Consider the following 17,012-nt stretch of genomic DNA (forward strand, 5'->3'; position numbering starts at 1 on the left):
TCAGGCGCGTGCGGCGTGCCGCCGGAGCCGCAAACCCAGCGCGATCAGGGCGATTCCCGCGATCAGCGCCCAGACACCTATCGCCCAGGCGACCGAAAGGATGCTCGTCACCGGGCTGACCAGCAACAGCACCCATAGGCCGACGCCGAGCAGGATCGAGAGCAATCCGGAGAGCGCCATCAGCCACTCGCCGCGGATCTCCTTGCGCAGCCGGATCGCCGTCGCGATCTCGAGCACGCCGACGGCGATCGCCCAGATGATGACTGCGGTGAGGGTGAGCAGCGCGTAGCTGAGGGTGGCGATTCCGGGCATGAGGGCGAACAGCACCGCGAAGGCGACGCCGAGCGCGCCGCGCAGCACCAGCAGCCACCAGCGTTCCTGACCGTGGCTGGCGCCGCGCACGCCGGCGACGATCGACAGAATCCCGTCCGCGCCTGCCCAGGCGGCGAACAGGAGCGTGAAGCCGAACAGCGTGCCGAGCGGGAAGACGAAGGCGATCACCGCGAGCAGGAGCGCGAGCACGCCGCGCAGCACGAACCATCCCCAGTTGCGGCCGAGCGTGTGCGCGCCGCGACGGTCATCGAAAGAAGCGTCAGCCGGTGTCATTGCCGCATTCTCCCTGCGGGTATGAAACTACCGGGCGGCGCCTTCTCGCGCAACGGGAACCGCTCGCCGCAGCATCTAAGGGTGTATCCCCCCGCGTGCGGTGGATTCTCCCGATACCTTCGAAAAGCCCCCGGTGCTTGAACCTGCGCAGCGGCCCGACCCGCGCGCATCGAGAATCAGGAGTCCAACATGCCCAACGGAAAGCCAAACATTCTCGTCATATGGGGTGACGATATCGGAATGTGGAATGTCGGTGCCTATACGCACGGCATGATGGGCCGCACGCCCAACATCGACAGCATCGCCAAGGATGGCTGCATCTTCACCGATCACTATGGCCAGCCGAGCTGCACCGCCGGCCGCGCCGCCTTCATCATGGGGCAGCTGCCCATCCGCACCGGCATGACCACGATCGGGCAGCCCGGCTCGAAGCTCGGCATCCAGAAGGAGGATCCGACGCTCGCCGAGGTGCTGAAGAACGAAGGCTACGCCACTGCACAGTTCGGCAAGAACCACCTGGGCGACCGCAACGAGTTCTTCCCGACCGTTCACGGCTTCGACGAATGGTTCGGGAACCTTTACCACCTCAATGCGGAAGAGCAGCCCGAAGAGCTCGACTATCCGGGGCAGAAGAACCCCGAATACACCAAGACCTATGGCCCGCGCGGGACGTTCCACGCCTGGGCGACCGACGAGGACGATTCCACCGAGGACGGTGTTTTCGGCAAGCGGGGCAAGCAGAAGATCGAGAATACCGGCATGCTCACCCGCAAGCGGATGGAGACGTTCGACGGGGAAGTACTCGAAAAGACGCTCGACTGGATGGACCGCGTCGGCAAGGACGACAAGCCCTGGTTCTGCTGGTTCAACACCACTGCGATCCACATCTATTCCCACCCGCAAGAGAAGTACGTCAAAGCGGCCGTGGCCGAGGGTCGCGCCGAGGAAGACGTCGTCCGCGCCAAGATGCTCGAGCATGACGAGCACGTCGGGCAATTGCTCGCCAAGCTCAAGGAGATGGGTGTCGAGGAGGACACGATCGTCATCTACTCGACCGACAACGGCAACGAGCTGATGCTCTGGCCGGACGGCGGCTATGCGCCGTTCCGCGGCGAGAAGGGCACCACCTGGGAAGGCGGCGTGCGCGTTCCGTGCCTGATCAAATGGCCGGGCAAGATCCCTGCCGGCAGTTCCTCCAACGCACTGCAAAGCCACGAAGACCTGTTCGTGACGCTGGCAGCGGCAGCGGGCGTGCCGGACATCAAGGAAAAGCTGCTCGACGGCCACAAGATGAACGGCGCTACCTATAAAGTGCACCTCGACGGCTACAACCAGATGGAAGTCTGGACGGGCAAGACCGACCAGTCCGCGCGCAAGCACTATTTCTATTATGACGAAACAGATCTCATGGCGGTGCGCGTGGGTACTTGGAAGATGCACATCGGGATTAAAAAGGAAGGGAGCTGGTGGAATGAGAAATCCTATCCCAGCGTCCCCTATCTCTTCAATCTGCTGATGGATCCGATGGAGAAGATCGATCCGGAAAGCCATGAATGGGGCTATGCCGGGCGCAAGTTCTTCGCCGCCAAGATGTGGGCGCCGACCGCCGGTGCGCCGATCATCAAGGAGCATCTCGAGAGCCTGAAGAAGTACCCGCCGCGCCAGGCCGCGGACACGCTGAGCGTGCATGTCGCGCTCGAGGCGGCGATGAACAAGCTCGCCAACGCGAACGCAGGCTCGCAGTAACCAGCCGGGCCGGCACGGAGCGCCCCGCTCCGTGCCGGTTTCGATTCGGGGCGGGCCGCGCCATCACAGCGTGCTTCCTCCCCCTCCGTCACGCTTCGCGTGCCACCTCCCCCTGGCGGGGGAGGATTGGTTTATTTCTCCAGCGGCAGCGTGAAGCAGATGCGCGCGCCGGGGGCGTGGGCGTGATCGACCCACATGCGGCCGCCGTAGGACTGGACGATCGCGCGCGACACGGCCAGCCCGAGGCCCAATCCGTCGCGCTTCGACGAGGCGAAGGGGGAGAAGATGTCCCCCAGCTCGGGCGCGATGCCCGGGCCGTTGTCCTCGACGGCGAACAGGATGCTCTCCCCGCAGTGGAGCGCGCTCGACAGGACGATCTGCGGCGCGCCGGTGTGCGCGGCGGCCTGGCAGGCGTTGCGCAGCAGATTGAGCAGCACCTGCTGGACCTGGATCTGGTCTGCCGCGACGCGCGATTCGACGACGCCCAGCCGCTGCGCGATCTCGCCCTTCCACCCCGGCGCCGCGAGCCAGACCAGCGCGATCGCATCCTGGACGATGTCGCGGACGCTCGCGCCGGGAACCATGTCGGTGCGATCCGAAACCATGTCGCGCACGCGCTGGACGATGTTGCGAGTGAAGCCGATGTGCCGGCCCGCCTCCTCGAGCCGCCCGACCACCAGCACGGCATCGCCCGGCGCCTGACGGACGGCGAGCGCGTGCGCGGCGGCGACATAGTTGGAGGCGGCGGTGAGCGGCTGCGACAGCTCGTGCACCGCAGTGGCGCCGACCATGTTCATCGCTTCGACCCGGGCGATCTGGGCGACTTCGTCGCGCAGCCGCTCGTGGCGCTTCTCGGCAGTGATGTCCTGCACGGTCGCGAACAGGCCGGGGGCGGGGCCGCCGGCGGCGCGGAGCGGCATCACGCGGATGCGGTGGCAGCTCTCGCGCCCACCGCCCTCGCACCCGATTCCCTCGCACCCGCTCTCGCGAACGGTGACTTCGCATTCGCGCGCCTCGCGCGTTTCGCACACGGCATCGATCATCGCGAGCAGCTCGGCGCGGCCGGTGGGATCGAGATAGGCGAGCGCTTCGTCGCGGCTGAGGACATTGTCGGCGGGATCGCGCCCGAACATCTCGCACAGATGCTCCGACCAGATCAGCCGGTCCGACTCGATCTCGAACGTCCAGTCGCCGATCCGCCCGAGCCGCTGTGCCTCGTGCAGCCGCGCGTTGGACTGGGCCATCGCCGCCACCGCGCGATCGCGGCGACGCAGCGCCCAGCTGAGCGCCCCCGAAAAGGCGACCACGGCGAGCGCTAGGAGCGCGAAAGCACCCCAATAGATGCGCGCACGGCGCTCCACCGGGCGCAGCACGTCCGCCTGACCGACTCCGGCGGTGGCGAAGATGCCGTAGCGCGGGATCCGCCGCTGGCTGAAATAGCGCATCGTGCCGTCGACCGAATTGGGGCCGAGATAGGAGGCGTTGGGATCGGCGAGCTGGCGCTGCATCACCAGCCGGCCGGCAAGGTCCTCGCCCCAGGTGACGCGCCCGCCGGTGCGGCGCGCGAGCGTCATCCCGTCGAGCCGGAGCACCGAGATGAGATCGAGCGCGCGCAGATCCGCGCCCTGGTTGAACCCGGTCAGCGCCTGCACCGGGATCAGGATGGTGACGATCCCGCCGAAGCTGCCGTCGTGATCGCGGATCGCATGCGTCAGCGGGATGACCGCGCGGCCGAGCGTAGGCGAGTGCAGCGGATCGCCGACGACCATCGCATAGCGGGAGGTGCCGCCCTGCAGCGCGCGGAAGGCGGCGCCATCGGCGACGTTGCGCCTGGCGGCGGGGCCGAAGGTAGTCCAGCCGATGTTGCCCGCGGCGTCTGCGATCACGACGCCCGCAAAGAGAGGGTTGCGCGCGACTGGATCGGTGATCGCTCGCGGCGCGCTGCCCGGCGGCACGTGGCCGATGTAATGCGGGCCGAGGTGCGTCGCGGCGAGCTCGGCGGCTTCGAAGGTGCGGGTGACGAACTGCTCGAACGCGATCGCGCGGTTCTGGTTCTCGCGGATCGCCGAAGTCTCGGCCCGGTCGCGCTCGGAACCCAGCTCGAGCACCACCACCGTGCCCAGCAGCGCGAGCAGCAGGAAGGTGCCGGACCAGAGGAGGAGGAGCAGCGGCCGGCTCGCCATGGAAAGTTCACGAAGGCGCATCGACGGTCTTGCTGCTCCAGCTGCAGAAACGGGGCAGCGGAACCTGCCGGGGAGCGCAGGCTTAGGGGGAGGGCGGAACGGAGGGAATATCCGGATTCTGCGTAGCCGCGCATTCACGCAAATTTGACGATTACGAACCAAATAGGATAAAAATGCTTGACATCGTCACGCTGATGTGGCACTAGGTAGGCACGCTGAGGAATTGCGAGTCGGGGGGTCGAAGTCCCCTCTCACAGCGCCGGGCGAGGGGTTGAGCCTCCCAAAGCACACCGTCACCCCGGACTTGTTCCGGGGTCCGCCGGGAGACAAGGGCTGGACAAAAGGCTCCATGGCAGCCGGTGAGGCGGAGTGGGCCCCGGAACAAGTCCGGGGTGACGGGTGGTATGAGCGGATACGGTGCGCTTCGGCCTGAATGTCGATCCGCCCACCCTCCTGAAGGGGAGCTCTTTGCGGGCCGGGCATCGCGGGATGCGCCGGTCCTTTTCGTTGGTGATCGTGTCGACTGCAGGGGCGGGCGCCTGGGCGCCGTTCGATCCTCCCCGCCAGGGGGAGGTGGCGCCGAAGGCGTCGGAGGGGGCGGAAGCACGCCGTTGGTTGGTCGCTTGCCTCCCCCTCCGTCATGCTTCGCATGGCACCTCCCCTGGCGGGGGAGGATTGGATCGCTGCAGGGCGCGTTCCTTGGTTTCCGGAAGGAGGGAGAAATGGACGAGCTGGAGCTGGAATTGGTGCAGCGCGGAGGGCGGGTTCAAAAGCGCAGGCCGACGACCAACCGGTTCACGGCCAACAAGCAGCAGCGTTTCCTCGACGCGCTGGCGCACACCTGCAACGTCGCCGTGTCCGCCGAGCATGCCGATGTGAGCACGGTCACCGTATATCAGCACCGGTTGCGCGATTCGGCGTTCCGTGCGCGCTGGCAAGAGGCGATCGCGGCCGGATACGACCGGCTGGAGGGGCTGCTGCTCGAGCACAGCGGCGCGGCGCAGCCGCTCGATCCGCCGGAGGGCGAACGCGCGGCGGATGCCGATCCCCGGCCGTTCGACTTCGATCGCGCGCTCACGCTGCTGCGCCAATATCAGGCGCGCCGCGAGGGCAAGCCCACCGGAGGCGCGCGGCGCAACGCCACGCGTGAGGAAACCAACGCGGCTCTGCTCAAGGCGATCGAAGGCGTCCGGCGGCGGATCGGGCGCGAGGCGGAGCGCGGCAATGGACGCGGATGAGCTGCGCGAGGACCGCGATCTGCTCTATCGGCTGGCGATGCTGCCCGAGGCCGAGCTGCCGCGCGTGGTGCGCAAGCTGAGCTTTGCCCAGGCGCGCGAGCTGCTCGAGCGCTGGCCGATGTGGGCGCACGACGGGCAGATCGAGCCCGGCGGCGATCCGATGGTGTGGATGGTGATGGCGGGGCGCGGCTTCGGCAAGACCCGCGCGGGCGCCGAATGGCTGAGCGAGATGGCGCGGCGCACGCCCGACGGCCGCTTCGCGCTGGTGGGGGCGACGATCGGCGAAGTGCAGCGGGTGATGATCGAGGGGCCGAGCGGGCTGATCGCAGTCGCGCGGACCGGCGAGACGGTGCGCTGGGTGGCGAGCAAGGGCGAAGTGCATTTCGCATCGGGCGCGGTGGCATATGCCTATTCGGCCGAGGCGGCGGAGGCGCTGCGCGGGCCCGAGCATCACGCCGCCTGGTGCGACGAGCTGGGCAAATGGCGCCCGCATTGCTCGGCACGCGCCTGGGACAATCTGATGATGGGAATGCGCAAGGGGGCGCATCCGCGCGTGCTGGTGACGACGACGCCGCGGGCCAACCGGCTGGTGCGGCGGGTGGAGGCGCTGGCACGCGCGGGCAATGCGCTGACGCGCGGGCGGACCGCGGACAATCCGCACCTGCCGGCGAGCTTCCTCGAAGCGATGCTGGCCGAATATGGCGGGACGCTGCAGGGGCGCCAGGAGCTCGACGGCGAGCTGATCGACACGGTGGAGGACGCGCTGTGGCAGCGCGCGACCATCGAGGCGGGGCGGGTGCGCAAGGCGCCGGCGCTGCGGCGCGTGGTGATAGGCGTCGATCCGCCGGCGAGCGCGGGCGGCGACGCCTGCGGGATCGTGGCAGTGGGACTGGGCGCGGACGGCCGCGGCTATGTGCTGGAGGATGCCAGCGTCGCGGGGCGCTCGCCCGAGGGCTGGGCGCGCGCCGTGACAGCATGCGCTGCGCGGCACCGCGCCGACCGGGTGATCGCCGAGAAAAACCAGGGCGGCGACATGGTGGAGAGCGTGCTGCGCGCCGCCGACCAGGCGATGCCGATCGGGCTGGTGAGCGCCAGCCGCGGCAAGAGCGCACGCGCCGAGCCGGTGGCGGCGCTCTACGAACGCGGCAAGGTGGCGCACGTCGGCGCCTGGCCCGAGCTGGAGGACGAATTGTGCGGGCTGCAGGCGGCGGGGGGCTATGAAGGTCCCGGCCGCTCGCCGGACCGGGCGGATGCGCTGGTGTGGGCGCTGAGCGAGCTGATGCTGGGGCGGAAGGCGGAGCCGGGGGTAAGGGGGTTGTGAGGGGGGAGAGCGGATCTCCTAATCCTCCCCCGCCAGGGGGAGGTGTCGCCGTAGGCGACGGAGGGGGCGGAAGCACGCCGCAAGCGTTCTGGCATCCTCCCCCTCCGTCACGCTGCGCGTGCCACCTCCCCCTGGCGGGGGAGGATTGGGGGAGGGGCCCGAAGGCGGGAGAGGGACAGTTCAGCGCCATTCGTGTAGGGCCGCACGCGACTCCAGGAGGCATGATGGTCCCGCGCGAATTGATCGATACGGCCGAGGTGCCGGGCGGGGAGCCGCTGCGGCTGTTTCGGCGCGGGGGCGACTTCATGATCGTGCTCGAGCGCAACGAGCTGATGAACAGCCGGATGAGCGGGTCCGAGGAAGCGCTGGCCGAAATGACGATCGCGCGGCTGGGCGCGGCCAGGGCGCCGCACCTGCTGATCGGCGGATACGGCATGGGGTTCACGCTGCGCGCGGCGCTGAAGGACCTGGGGGCGGATGCGCGGGTGACCGTCGCCGAGCTGGTGCCCAAGATCATCGACTGGGCGCGCGGGCCGATGGCCGAGCTGGCGGCGGGGTGCCTCGACGATCCGCGGGTGCGGGTGGTGCTGGGCGACGTGGGCGCGGCGATCCGTGACGGGCGCGGTGGCTATGACGCGATCCTGCTCGATGTGGACAACGGGCCCGACGGGCTGACCCGCGCGGCGAACGACGGGCTCTATGCGATGGCGGGGCTGGCGGCGGCGAAGGCGGCGCTGCGGCCCGGGGGCGTGCTGGCGGTGTGGTCGGCAGCGCCCGATGCGCGCTTCGCGCGGCGGCTGAAGGATGCCGGGTTCGCGGTCGAGGAAGTCGCGGTGCGCGCGCGGCAGAGCGGCAAGGGGCCGCGGCACGTGATCTGGTTCGCTACGGGGCGGTGACCTGAATACCGCCCCTCCCTGAAAGGGTGTTAGCGGGGGTGAGGCTCGATGCCTCGCCCCTGCTGTTTTTTGCCGGACAGCATTTGAGTCTTTTGGGCGCGCAGACGCGCGCACCCACCCCCGGCCCCTCCCTGCAAGCATGGAGGGGAGAGTGCGCGGCTGCGCCGAGAATCTCTGAGCGAAAGGGAAATGGATGAAATGGTTCGGACGCAAGGCCGCGGGGCGCGGCCAGGCGCGGCCGGCGCTGTCGCATGGCGGCGGGCTGTTCGCGCAGGGCGAATGGCCGCTGAGCTATGAGGCGCAGGTGCGCGAGGGCTATTGCCGCAATGCGGTGGCGCAGCGCGCGGTCAGGCTGGTGAGCGAAGGGGTGGGCGGGGCGCCGCTGACGGGGAGCGATCCGGCGCTGGTGGCGCTGGTGCGCGCGCGCAGCGGCGGGCAGGTGCTGGTCGAGAGCGTAGCGGCGCAGCTGCTGCTCCACGGCAATGCCTATGTGCAGATACTGGCCGACAGCGCCGGCGCGGTGCGCGAGCTGTTTGCGCTCCGGCCCGACCGCGTGTGCGTGGAGGCCGATGCGGCGGGCTGGCCGGTGGCGTACCGCTACCGGGTGGGCGCGCATGTGGCGCGGCTGGCGGCGGAGGATGCGGGCGGGCGGCCGGCGGTGGTGCACATCAAGGCCTTTTCGCCGCTCGACGATCATTATGGGCTGGGGTGCCTGGCCGCGGCGGCCGGGGCGATCGCGACTCACAATGCCGCGACGCGCTGGAACAAGGCGCTGCTCGACAACGCGGCGCGGCCCTCGGGCGCTTTGGTCTATGACCCCGGCGACGGGAGTGCGCTGGCGCCCGACCAGTTCGAGCGGTTGCGCGCCGAGATGGAGGCGGGGTTCGCGGGCGCGGGCAACGCCGGGCGGCCGATGCTGCTCGAGGGCGGGCTCAGATGGCAGGCGATGAGCCTGAGCCCGGCGGACATGGATTTCGTGGGGCTGAAGGCGGCGGCGGCGCGCGAGATCGCGCTGGCGTTCGGCGTGCCCCCGGCGCTGATGGGGCTGCCGGGCGACGCTGCCTATGCCAACTACCGCGAGGCCAACCGGGCGCTGTGGCGGCTGGCGATCCTGCCGCTGGCGGCACGGATCCTCGACGCTCTGGCGCAGGGGCTTTCGGGGTGGTTTCCGGACGCGGCGCTGGCGGTGGATGTCGACCGAGTGACGGCGCTGGCCGAGGACCGCGCGGGTGGAAGTGGACGGCGTGGAAGTGGCGTTTTCGCTGGGGGCAGGGGGCGTGGTGACGCTCGATGCACCGCCCGCGGCGGGGGCGGCGGTGACGGCGAGCTTCGCCTTCGACGTGCCGGTGCGCTTCGCCGAGGACCGGCTGAGCGTGAGCCGCGCGACCTTCCTGGCGGGGGCGGCGCCGAGCGTGCCGCTGGTGGAGGTGCGGGAATGAGCTTCCTCGACGGGGATCTCACCACGGTCGCACTGTGCTGGCGGGTGGAGCGGCGCGATGGGGTGACGATCGGGCTCACGGCGCATGACCGCGACCTGGGGATCGACGGGCTCGTCTATCGCGCGGCGCCGGGGATGACGCCGAGCGCGATCGTGCGCGGCGCAGGGCTGGATGCCGACAGCATGGATGTGACGGGTGCGCTGACCAGCGCGGCGATCTCCGAGCGCGACTTGCTCGCGGGGCGCTGGGACGGGGCGCGGGTGACCTTGTTCGCGATCGACTGGCGCGCGCCGGGGGAGCGGGCGGCGCTGAGCGAGGGGACGATCGGCGCAGTCGAGATGGCGGGGGGCATGCTGACCGCCGAGCTGCGCGGCGCGGCCTCGGCGCTCGAGCGGCCGGTGGTGGAGGAGACTTCGCCCGAATGCCGCGCCGAGCTGGGCGACCGGCGGTGCCGGGTGGCGATGGCCGGGCGGCGGCGGTTCGCGCGGGTGGTGTCGGTGGCCGACGCGGTGGTGACGCTCGACCGGGCGGAGCCGGTGGCGAATGCCTATGGCGGGGGACGGCTGCGCTGGTTCGGCGGGGCGAATTCGGGGCTGGAGGATGCCGTCGCGCGGTCCGAGGGGGCGAGCGTGACGCTGCGGCGGGCACCGCGCTTCGAAGGCGCCGGCGCGCTCGTCGAGCTGATCGAGGGATGCGACAAGAGCCTGGCGACCTGCGCGGGACGGTTCGGCAACGCCCTCAATTTTCGCGGCGAGCCTTATCTGCCGGGCATCGACCTGTTGACGCGCTACCCGGGCGCATGACGCCGGGAGCACGCGCGCTGGCGGCAGCGCGGAGCGCGGTGGGAGTGCGGTTCCGGCTGCATGGGCGTGAGCGAACGAGCGGGCTCGACTGCCTGGGGCTGGCGGCGCTGGCGCTGCAGGCCGCGGGTTGGGAAGGTTTCGTGCCGAGCGGCTATGCGCTGCGCAGCGGCGATGCGGTGCGGGTGCGGGCGGCACTGCTGGCAGCGGGGCTGGTGGAGGGGCGCGCGCCCAGGGCGGGGGACCTGCTGCTGCTGGCGGCAGGGCCGGGGCAGCTCCACTTCGCGGTCGATACGGGGAACGGGATCATCCACGCCGACGCGATGCTGCGGCGCGTGGTCGAACGGCCGGGGGAGCCGCCCTGGCCGGTGATCGGGCGCTGGCGGCTGGGGGAGGACTGACGATGGCGACTCTGGTGCTGACCGCGGTCGGCGGGATGTTCGGTCCGCTGGGCGCTGCGATCGGCGCGGCGGCGGGCAATGCGATCGACCGCGAATTGTTCTTCAAGCCCAAGGGCCGCGAAGGGCCGCGGCTGGCCGAGCTGCGGGTGCAGACATCCTCCTATGGCACGCAGATCCCGAAGGTGTTCGGGACGATGCGCATCGCGGGTTCGGTGATCTGGGCGACCGATCTGGTCGAGCACCGCAGCAGCCAGGGCGGCAAGGGCCGGCCTACGACCACGAGCTATAGCTATACGGCGTCATTCGCAGTTGCGCTCTCGGGCCGGCCGATCCTGCGCGTGGGGCGGATCTGGGCGGACGGCAAGCTGCTGCGCGGCGCGGCGGGGGACTTCAAGGTGCGCACCGGCTTTCGGCTGCATTTGGGCGGCGAGGCGCAGATGCCCGATCCGCTGATCGCATCGGCGGAAGGACCGGGGCTCGCGCCTGCGCATCGCGGGATCGCCTATGCCGTGTTCGAGAATCTGGAGCTTGCCGATTTCGGCAATCGCATCCCTTCGCTGAGCTTCGAAGTGATCGCCGATGCCGGGGCGGTGGCGGCGGGGAGTGTGATCGAGGCGCTTGCCGGCGGGGCGGTGGCCGCTGCGGGAGGGCCCGCGCTCACCGGCTTCGCCGCGCAGGGCACGAGCGTTCGCGCGGCCGTCGAGACGCTGGCCGGGGCGGCGGGCGGCTGGTTCCGCAATGACAGCGAGGGGCTGACGCTGCTGGCGGGAACCGGCGCGGCGGTGGCGGTGGAAGACCAGAAGATCAGCACGCGCGGGCGTGCGCGCGAAGAACGCTCGATCGCATCGGCGGAGAGCGTGCCGTCGCTGGTTTCGCTCAGCCATTATGATCCGGCGCGCGATCATCAGGCAGGCATCCAGCGGGCAGCGCGGTCGGGCGCCGGGATGCGCGAGCTGCGGCTCGAGCTGGCGGCGGCGGTCGATGCTTCGGGCGCCAAGGCGATTGCCGAGGGCACCCTGGCGCGGCTCGAGCTCGAACGCGAGCGGCGGACGGTGACGCTGCCCTGGCGCGCGATGGCGGTGCGGCCGGGCGAGCGGGTGACGATCGCAGGCGCGCCGGGCGTATGGCGCGTCGACCGCTGGTCGCTGGAGGCGATGGTGGTCGCGCTCGAATGCGTGCCCGTTGCACCGGCGCCCGCCCCCGTGCCGGCGAGCCCGGGACGCGTGCTGGGGGCGCCCGACCGGCTGCTCGGGACGACGATCCTTCATGCCTTCGAGCTGCCGCCGCTGGGCGACACGCCAGCGGCGACGCCGCGGCTGGGCGTGGCGGCGGCAGGGAGCGCGGCAGGGTGGCGCAGCGCCGCGCTGCTACTGAGCAGCGACGGCGGGCAGAGCTGGAGCGAAGCGGGCATGACCGCGGCTCCGGCGGTGCTCGGCACGCTGATCGTGCCGCCAGGGCCCGCGCCTGCGACGCTGGTCGACCGGATTCACGGGATCGAGATCGAGCTGGCGCATGACGAGATGATGCTGGGCGACGCGGACGAAGCGGCGATGGCCGCGGGAGCCAATCTGGCGCTGATCGGCGACGAGCTGATCCAGTTCGCGCGCGCCACGCCGATCGGCGGCAATCACTGGCAGCTGAGCGGGCTGTGGCGCGGACGCCGCGGAACCGAGGCGGCAGCGGGGACGCAGGCAGCGGGCGACCGTTTCGTGCTCCTGCGCGCAGAGACAATGGCGGTGCTCGATCTTTCGGCGGCGTCGCTCGGCGGGACGGTGCGCCTGCTGGGGCAGGGCTCCGGAGACAGTGGCGCCGCCGAGGCCGAGGCGGCGATCACGGGGATTTCGGTGCTGCCGCCGGCGCCCGCGCAGCTCGCCTTCGCGCCGCATGCGGACGGCGGCGGCACGATCCGCTGGGTCCGGCGAAGCCGCACCGGCTGGGACTGGATCGACGGTGTCGACGCGCCGCTGGGCGAGGAGACCGAGCGCTATCGCGTGACGATCCTTGCCGATGGAACGAGCCGAATCGTGGAGACGGCCGTGCCGCAGCTGGAGCTGACGCCCGCCGAACACGCGGCCGGTGCGGCGATCGAAGTCCGCCAGATCGGCGCGCGCGGCCTCTCGCCCGCCGCCGCGCTGATCGTGACGCCGATGGGAGAAAGCTGATGACCGAACCTACACCGCGACTGGCGCTGCCGCTGCTCGAACCCGGCCAGGCGCAGAAAGAGATGTTTCACAACGAGGCCCTGGCACTGCTCGATATCGCCGTGCAGGGATCGGCCGACGGGCCGCTCGACGCGCCACCCGCCGACCCCCAACCGGGCGATTGCTGGATCGTCGGCACTGCGCCGAGCGGCGAATGGGCGGGGCGTGCCCGCTGCGTGGCGGGGTGGACGGCTGGTGGCTGGCGTTTCGTCGCGCCGCAGGAGGGCATGCGGCTGTGGCTCGGCCTCGCGCGCGGCTTCGCGCTGTTCGCGGACGGGGAGTGGCGGCTCGGCGAAGCGCACGGCAAATTATTTGTCGAGGGACAACAAGTGGTTGGCATTCGGAGCCCGGCGATCCCGGAACCCGCGGGAGGGATGGTGGTTGATGGCGAAGCGCGAACGGCGATCGTTGCGCTGCTGGAAGCATTGCGTTCACATGGGCTTATCGCGAGTGATTAAACTGTGACGTTAATGCAACAGTGGCCGATTTGTGCGCTTGCGCGGAAACTTTCGTTTCGGTAGTGAGTTTGTCGCTGTCCGTAGTGACAACCAAGAAAGGGGATTAAGATGCGGAAGCTTGCCGTTACATTGGCGCTTGCGACCACCGCGCTGAGCACGCCCGCCCTCGCCCGCGATAATGCGTGGTACGTGGGCGTCGAAGGCGGTGTGATGATCGTCGAAGATATCGATTTCGATGTCGGCGGTCTGATCGACGTCGCGACCGTGGACCACAAGCGCTATGGCTACGACGCCGATGCGGTTGTCGGCTACGACATGGGGCCGTTCCGTCTCGAAGCGGAAGTCGGCTATCGCGCTGCCAACGTGGACTCGTTCCGCAGCGGCACCACCACCCCGACCACGGGCGGTGGCATCGGCCTGATCGGGCCGGGCGAATTCGACTATGCCGGTGGCAAGTCGTCTGTGCTCAGCTTCATGGTCAACGGCCTGTGGGACTTCGGCGATGACGACGGCGTCCAGGGCTTCATCGGCCCGGGCCTCGGCGTTGCGCGCGTAAAGAACCGCATCGGCCTGACCACGGCTGGCGACTTCCTGGACGACTCGGACACGGTCGTCGCATGGCAGGGTATCGCCGGTGTGCGTGCACCGCTGTCGGACAACATCGACGTCTCGCTCAAGTATCGCTTCTTCAACGCCCCGGGCGTGACGCTGGTCGATACCGCGGGCCGCGAATGGTATGGCCGTTTCCGGTCGCACAGCATTCTGGGTGGTGTGATCTTCAACTTCGGTGCGCCGGAAGAAGCTCCTCCGCCCCCGCCGCCGGCACCCGAGCCGACCTGGACTCCGACTCCGGAGCCCACGCCGACCCCGCCGCCGGTGGTCTGCACGCCCGGACCGTACATCGTGTTCTTCGACTGGGATAAGTCGGACATCACGCCGGAGGCCGCGAGCATCCTCGACAACGCCATCAGCAACTATCAGAACTGCGGTAACTCGCAGGTCATGCTGGCGGGCCACGCCGACCGTTCGGGTTCGGCTAGCTACAACGTCGGGCTCTCGCAGCGTCGTGCCGACTCGGTCCGCGCTTACCTGACTTCGCGTGGCATCGGCGACGGTGTGATCACGACCCAGGCATTCGGCGAAAGCCGTCCGCGCGTCGAGACCGCCGACGGCGTCCGCGAGCTCCAGAACCGCCGCGTGGAAATCACTTACGGGCCCGGCTCGGGCATGTAAGCCGCGCAGGTTCTTCGGAACTGGAATTGGGGAGGTCGGGAAACCGGCCTCCCTTTTTCTTTGGTATGTCGACCGCGGAGGGCGTTTGCAGCTTTCCATCCAATCCTCCCCCGCCAGGGGGAGGTGGCACGCGCAGCGTGACGGAGGGGGCGGATGCCAGAACATGAGCGGCGTGCTTCCTCCCCCTCCGTCGCCTTCGGCGACACCTCCCCCTGGCGGGGGAGGATTGGGTTGCTGCGGGGACGGTCCGGTTGCAATCGATGGGATAGGATCGCTTGCCTCTCCGGACCGGGCGAAGTGCGCGTGCGTTTCCGTTTCGCAACGAGTTCCTATATAGCGGTCGGCAACCAAGGAGCGGGAGCATGACGGCCTGGTCGGCTGAAATCGCCAACGAGTTCATCCGCCGCGCGGCGGAGGAAGGGCGTGCGCTCACCCAGATGCAGCTCCAGAAGCTCGTCTATATCGCGCACGGCTGGAACCTGGCGATCAACGGCGAGAAGCTGACGCACGACGATCCGCAAGCGTGGGACTATGGCCCGGTCTACCGCGACCTTTGGGAAGCGCTGAAGGCCTATGGCCGCCGGCCGGTGACGCGCGAGATCCGCAAGGGCGAATATCTGCCCGAGATGCTGGACGACCAAACCGCGGCGCTGCCAGCGCGCGCGCAGCTCGACGACGACGAGCGCGCGATCATCGACAGCGTCTATCGGAACTACGGGAGCTTCCACGCCTTCAAGCTCTCCGCGCTCACCCACGAACCCGATACGCCCTGGACTCATGTCTATGCCGATGGCGGCGGGCGTTTCCGGGAGATCGCTCCTGACCAGATCCGGCAGTATTTCCTTGACCTTGCCTCCCGCCAAGCCGCCTGAGCCGACGCTCGACGCGATCGCAGCCGGTGCGGCGCTGGTCGAGGCGAAGACCAGGCCGGACCTCAACGATCTGCTCGAAAGCGAGGAGCTGGAGACGGTGCGGCTGCGCAACCGCCTGGCGCGCTCGCAGATCAAGAACGTCGAGGCCGATCGGCAGATGCGCAAAACCTATGCGGGCCGCATCCTGCTCTATCTCCAATTCTATTCGGGAGCGGTGGGGCTGATGGTGCTTGCCTCCGGCTTCGGCTGGGGCGGCTTCGCGCTGCCGGTGGAGATCCTGGCGACGCTGGTAGGCAGCACGGCAGTGGCCGCGATCGGGCTGGTCGGCTTCATCGCGCGCGGCCTGTTCCGCACGCCGCCGCCCGATCCACCGCAGGGCGTGTTCTGATGCCGTTCGCAGCAGCGCCACTGGCGGCCATGCTGCTCGCGTGGGCAGCGCCCCAGGCGGAGCAGGATGTGCTGGCCTTCGCCGACGCCTTCGACCGTGCGCAGCTCGCCAAGGACGTCGCGGCGCTGGAGGAGATGGTCGCGGACACGCTGGTCTTCGTCGATTCGAGCGGCAAGCGGCAGGACAAACAGGCGTTCATCGCCGGCTGGTCCGCGCCCGGCGACCGGTTCGATCCGGTGGTGCTGACCGACCGCGTGGTGGTGCCGCTCGGGCCCGATGCCGCAGTGGTCAGCGCCGAAGCGACGCTCAGCGGTACGTCGGGAGGAAAGCGCTTCTCGAGCCGGTTCCGGTTCGCCGACACCTTCGTGCGGAGCGGGGGCAAGTGGCGCGTCACCTATATCCAGGTCACGCCGATCCGCTGATTCGCGGGCGCTCAGTTTGCCGCTTCGGCGGGCGCCTCGGGCCTGTCGAGCGAATCGCGCAGCCACTCCGGCACGAGCGCGTCGCCCAGCGATTCGGTGCGGCGAAGCTCGACCATCAGCCCGAGCTCGGGATAGGTGGTGCGAGTGCGGTCGCCGGGCTCGCCGAGCGGGGCGACCACCAGCCGGCGATTGACCTTGGCGCGATAGTGCATCCGCGCGGTATTCTCCTGGCCGACATAGCAGCCCTTGGAATAGCTGACGCCGTTGAGCTCCTCGGCATTGCATTCGAGCCACAGCGTCTTGTCCTGGCCGAGCTCGGCGACGCCTTCGGTGACGCCGAGCGCGAGGCGGTGGGCGAGCCAGCCGGTTGCCGGGGCGCCTTCGCCCGGCCCGAGCCAGCGCCGGCCGAGCGCGGCGAGGCGCGGGTCGGGCACGCCGCGATCGCCATCGGGCGACCAGTGGACGCCGCCTTCGACAGGCTCGATCGTGATCGGGCGGCGGAGGCGGTAGATCGACAGGCGGCGGATCAGCACGTCGCGCTGCGCGGCCTCGCAGTCGATCAGGATCGCGTCGTCCTCTGCCCAGAGTATGAAGTCGAACAATGCCTTGCCCTGGGGGGTGAGCAGGCCGGCCCATTGTGGAGTCTCCATGGTCACCGCAGCGAGGTCCTGCGTGACGAGGCCCTGGAGGAAGCCGCGGACGTCTTCGCCGGCGATGCGGATCAGGGCTCGGTCGGAAAGCCGGGTGGCCGGGCTGGTGTCGCTCATGCCGAACAGGTAGGAGGCAGGCGGTTCCGGTGAAAGAGGCG

At 69.7% G+C, this 17,012-nt stretch carries 15 protein-coding genes and 2 pseudogenes; 14 read left to right on the forward strand and 3 right to left on the reverse strand.

The features are described 5' to 3' along the window. Positions 1-606, reverse strand: a complete 606-nt coding sequence (locus ACMGDH_RS04520; protein WP_436826715.1) for an HdeD family acid-resistance protein — start codon at positions 604-606, stop codon at positions 1-3. A gap of 189 nt (positions 607-795) precedes the next feature. On the opposite strand from ACMGDH_RS04520, the gene ACMGDH_RS04525 reads away from it, so the two are divergent. Next, entirely contained in the window at positions 796-2,352 is a 1,557-nt protein-coding gene (locus tag ACMGDH_RS04525) for an arylsulfatase (protein ID WP_436826716.1), read from the forward strand. 131 nt (positions 2,353-2,483) lie between these two features. Here ACMGDH_RS04525 and ACMGDH_RS04530 read toward each other — a convergent pair whose 3' ends face one another. Next, complete coding sequence (locus tag ACMGDH_RS04530) at positions 2,484-4,556, reverse strand: ATP-binding protein (protein ID WP_436826717.1); 2,073 nt, start codon at positions 4,554-4,556, stop codon at positions 2,484-2,486. Between the two features lie 701 nt (positions 4,557-5,257). Between ACMGDH_RS04530 and ACMGDH_RS04535 the strand changes: the two genes are divergently transcribed. From ACMGDH_RS04535 to ACMGDH_RS04595, 13 genes and pseudogenes are all read left to right on the forward strand, one after another. Beyond that, positions 5,258-5,773 (forward strand): hypothetical protein, encoded by a 516-nt coding sequence (locus ACMGDH_RS04535; RefSeq protein ID WP_436826718.1) that lies wholly within the window; start codon positions 5,258-5,260, stop codon positions 5,771-5,773. Next, complete coding sequence (locus ACMGDH_RS04540; RefSeq protein WP_436826719.1) at positions 5,760-7,094, forward strand: DNA-packaging protein; 1,335 nt, start codon at positions 5,760-5,762, stop codon at positions 7,092-7,094. Before ACMGDH_RS04535 ends, ACMGDH_RS04540 begins: the two co-directional genes overlap by 14 nt. Before the next feature lie 224 nt (positions 7,095-7,318). Continuing rightward, positions 7,319-7,990 (forward strand): spermidine synthase, encoded by a 672-nt coding sequence (locus ACMGDH_RS04545; protein WP_436826720.1) that lies wholly within the window; start codon positions 7,319-7,321, stop codon positions 7,988-7,990. Positions 7,991-8,183: 193 nt separating this feature from the next. Next, a pseudogene (locus ACMGDH_RS04550) lies at positions 8,184-9,215 on the forward strand (phage portal protein); the annotation flags it as partial. After that, positions 9,211-9,429 (forward strand): annotated as a pseudogene (locus ACMGDH_RS04555) (DUF2460 domain-containing protein); the annotation flags it as partial. The pseudogenes ACMGDH_RS04550 and ACMGDH_RS04555, both read left to right, overlap by 5 nt. Then, a complete protein-coding gene (locus ACMGDH_RS04560; RefSeq protein ID WP_436827221.1) occupies positions 9,426-10,232 on the forward strand; it encodes a phage/gene transfer agent baseplate hub protein in 807 nt (268 codons plus the stop codon). The pseudogene ACMGDH_RS04555 and the gene ACMGDH_RS04560, both read left to right, overlap by 4 nt. Further along, complete coding sequence (locus ACMGDH_RS04565) at positions 10,229-10,630, forward strand: peptidoglycan endopeptidase (protein WP_436826721.1); 402 nt, start codon at positions 10,229-10,231, stop codon at positions 10,628-10,630. Before ACMGDH_RS04560 ends, ACMGDH_RS04565 begins: the two co-directional genes overlap by 4 nt. A 2-nt stretch (positions 10,631-10,632) precedes the next feature. Next, on the forward strand, positions 10,633-12,792 hold the full coding sequence (locus tag ACMGDH_RS04570; protein WP_436826722.1) for a phage tail protein: 2,160 nt from the start codon (positions 10,633-10,635) through the stop codon (positions 12,790-12,792). Further along, complete coding sequence (locus ACMGDH_RS04575; protein ID WP_436826723.1) at positions 12,792-13,289, forward strand: DUF2793 domain-containing protein; 498 nt, start codon at positions 12,792-12,794, stop codon at positions 13,287-13,289. Before ACMGDH_RS04570 ends, ACMGDH_RS04575 begins: the two co-directional genes overlap by 1 nt. A 108-nt stretch (positions 13,290-13,397) precedes the next feature. Further along, positions 13,398-14,522, forward strand: a complete 1,125-nt coding sequence (locus ACMGDH_RS04580) for an OmpA family protein (RefSeq protein ID WP_436826724.1) — start codon at positions 13,398-13,400, stop codon at positions 14,520-14,522. 362 nt (positions 14,523-14,884) lie between these two features. Further along, a complete protein-coding gene (locus tag ACMGDH_RS04585) occupies positions 14,885-15,394 on the forward strand; it encodes a Panacea domain-containing protein (RefSeq protein ID WP_436826725.1) in 510 nt (169 codons plus the stop codon). Then, on the forward strand, positions 15,366-15,782 hold the full coding sequence (locus tag ACMGDH_RS04590) for a hypothetical protein (protein WP_436826726.1): 417 nt from the start codon (positions 15,366-15,368) through the stop codon (positions 15,780-15,782). Before ACMGDH_RS04585 ends, ACMGDH_RS04590 begins: the two co-directional genes overlap by 29 nt. Continuing rightward, complete coding sequence (locus ACMGDH_RS04595; protein WP_436826727.1) at positions 15,782-16,204, forward strand: nuclear transport factor 2 family protein; 423 nt, start codon at positions 15,782-15,784, stop codon at positions 16,202-16,204. The genes ACMGDH_RS04590 and ACMGDH_RS04595 overlap by 1 nt, the downstream gene beginning before the upstream one ends. Before the next feature lie 11 nt (positions 16,205-16,215). Here ACMGDH_RS04595 and ygfZ read toward each other — a convergent pair whose 3' ends face one another. Continuing rightward, entirely contained in the window at positions 16,216-16,971 is a 756-nt protein-coding gene (gene ygfZ, locus ACMGDH_RS04600) for a CAF17-like 4Fe-4S cluster assembly/insertion protein YgfZ (RefSeq protein WP_436826728.1), read from the reverse strand. Positions 16,972-17,012 lie beyond the last annotated feature (41 nt).

Source organism: Sphingomonas radicis (assembly GCF_051400635.1).
Lineage (GTDB): Bacteria > Pseudomonadota > Alphaproteobacteria > Sphingomonadales > Sphingomonadaceae > Sphingomonas.

Bases quoted from the DNA above. Each gene is read 5' to 3' on its own strand.
- ACMGDH_RS04585 (WP_436826725.1), top strand. From the start codon at position 14,885: ATGACGGCCTGGTCGGCTGAAATCGCCAACGAGTTCATCCGCCGCGCG.
- ACMGDH_RS04595 (WP_436826727.1), top strand. From the start codon at position 15,782: ATGCCGTTCGCAGCAGCGCCACTGGCGGCCATGCTGCTCGCGTGGGCA.
- ACMGDH_RS04560 (WP_436827221.1), top strand. From the start codon at position 9,426: ATGAGCTTCCTCGACGGGGATCTCACCACGGTCGCACTGTGCTGGCGG.
- ACMGDH_RS04520 (WP_436826715.1), bottom strand. From the start codon at position 606: ATGACACCGGCTGACGCTTCTTTCGATGACCGTCGCGGCGCGCACACG.
- ACMGDH_RS04530 (WP_436826717.1), bottom strand. From the start codon at position 4,556: ATGCGCCTTCGTGAACTTTCCATGGCGAGCCGGCCGCTGCTCCTCCTC.
- ygfZ (WP_436826728.1), bottom strand. From the start codon at position 16,971: ATGAGCGACACCAGCCCGGCCACCCGGCTTTCCGACCGAGCCCTGATC.
- ACMGDH_RS04580 (WP_436826724.1), top strand. From the start codon at position 13,398: ATGCGGAAGCTTGCCGTTACATTGGCGCTTGCGACCACCGCGCTGAGC.
- ACMGDH_RS04535 (WP_436826718.1), top strand. From the start codon at position 5,258: ATGGACGAGCTGGAGCTGGAATTGGTGCAGCGCGGAGGGCGGGTTCAA.
- ACMGDH_RS04575 (WP_436826723.1), top strand. From the start codon at position 12,792: ATGACCGAACCTACACCGCGACTGGCGCTGCCGCTGCTCGAACCCGGC.
- ACMGDH_RS04545 (WP_436826720.1), top strand. From the start codon at position 7,319: ATGGTCCCGCGCGAATTGATCGATACGGCCGAGGTGCCGGGCGGGGAG.
- ACMGDH_RS04525 (WP_436826716.1), top strand. From the start codon at position 796: ATGCCCAACGGAAAGCCAAACATTCTCGTCATATGGGGTGACGATATC.
- ACMGDH_RS04565 (WP_436826721.1), top strand. From the start codon at position 10,229: ATGACGCCGGGAGCACGCGCGCTGGCGGCAGCGCGGAGCGCGGTGGGA.
- ACMGDH_RS04540 (WP_436826719.1), top strand. From the start codon at position 5,760: ATGGACGCGGATGAGCTGCGCGAGGACCGCGATCTGCTCTATCGGCTG.
- ACMGDH_RS04570 (WP_436826722.1), top strand. From the start codon at position 10,633: ATGGCGACTCTGGTGCTGACCGCGGTCGGCGGGATGTTCGGTCCGCTG.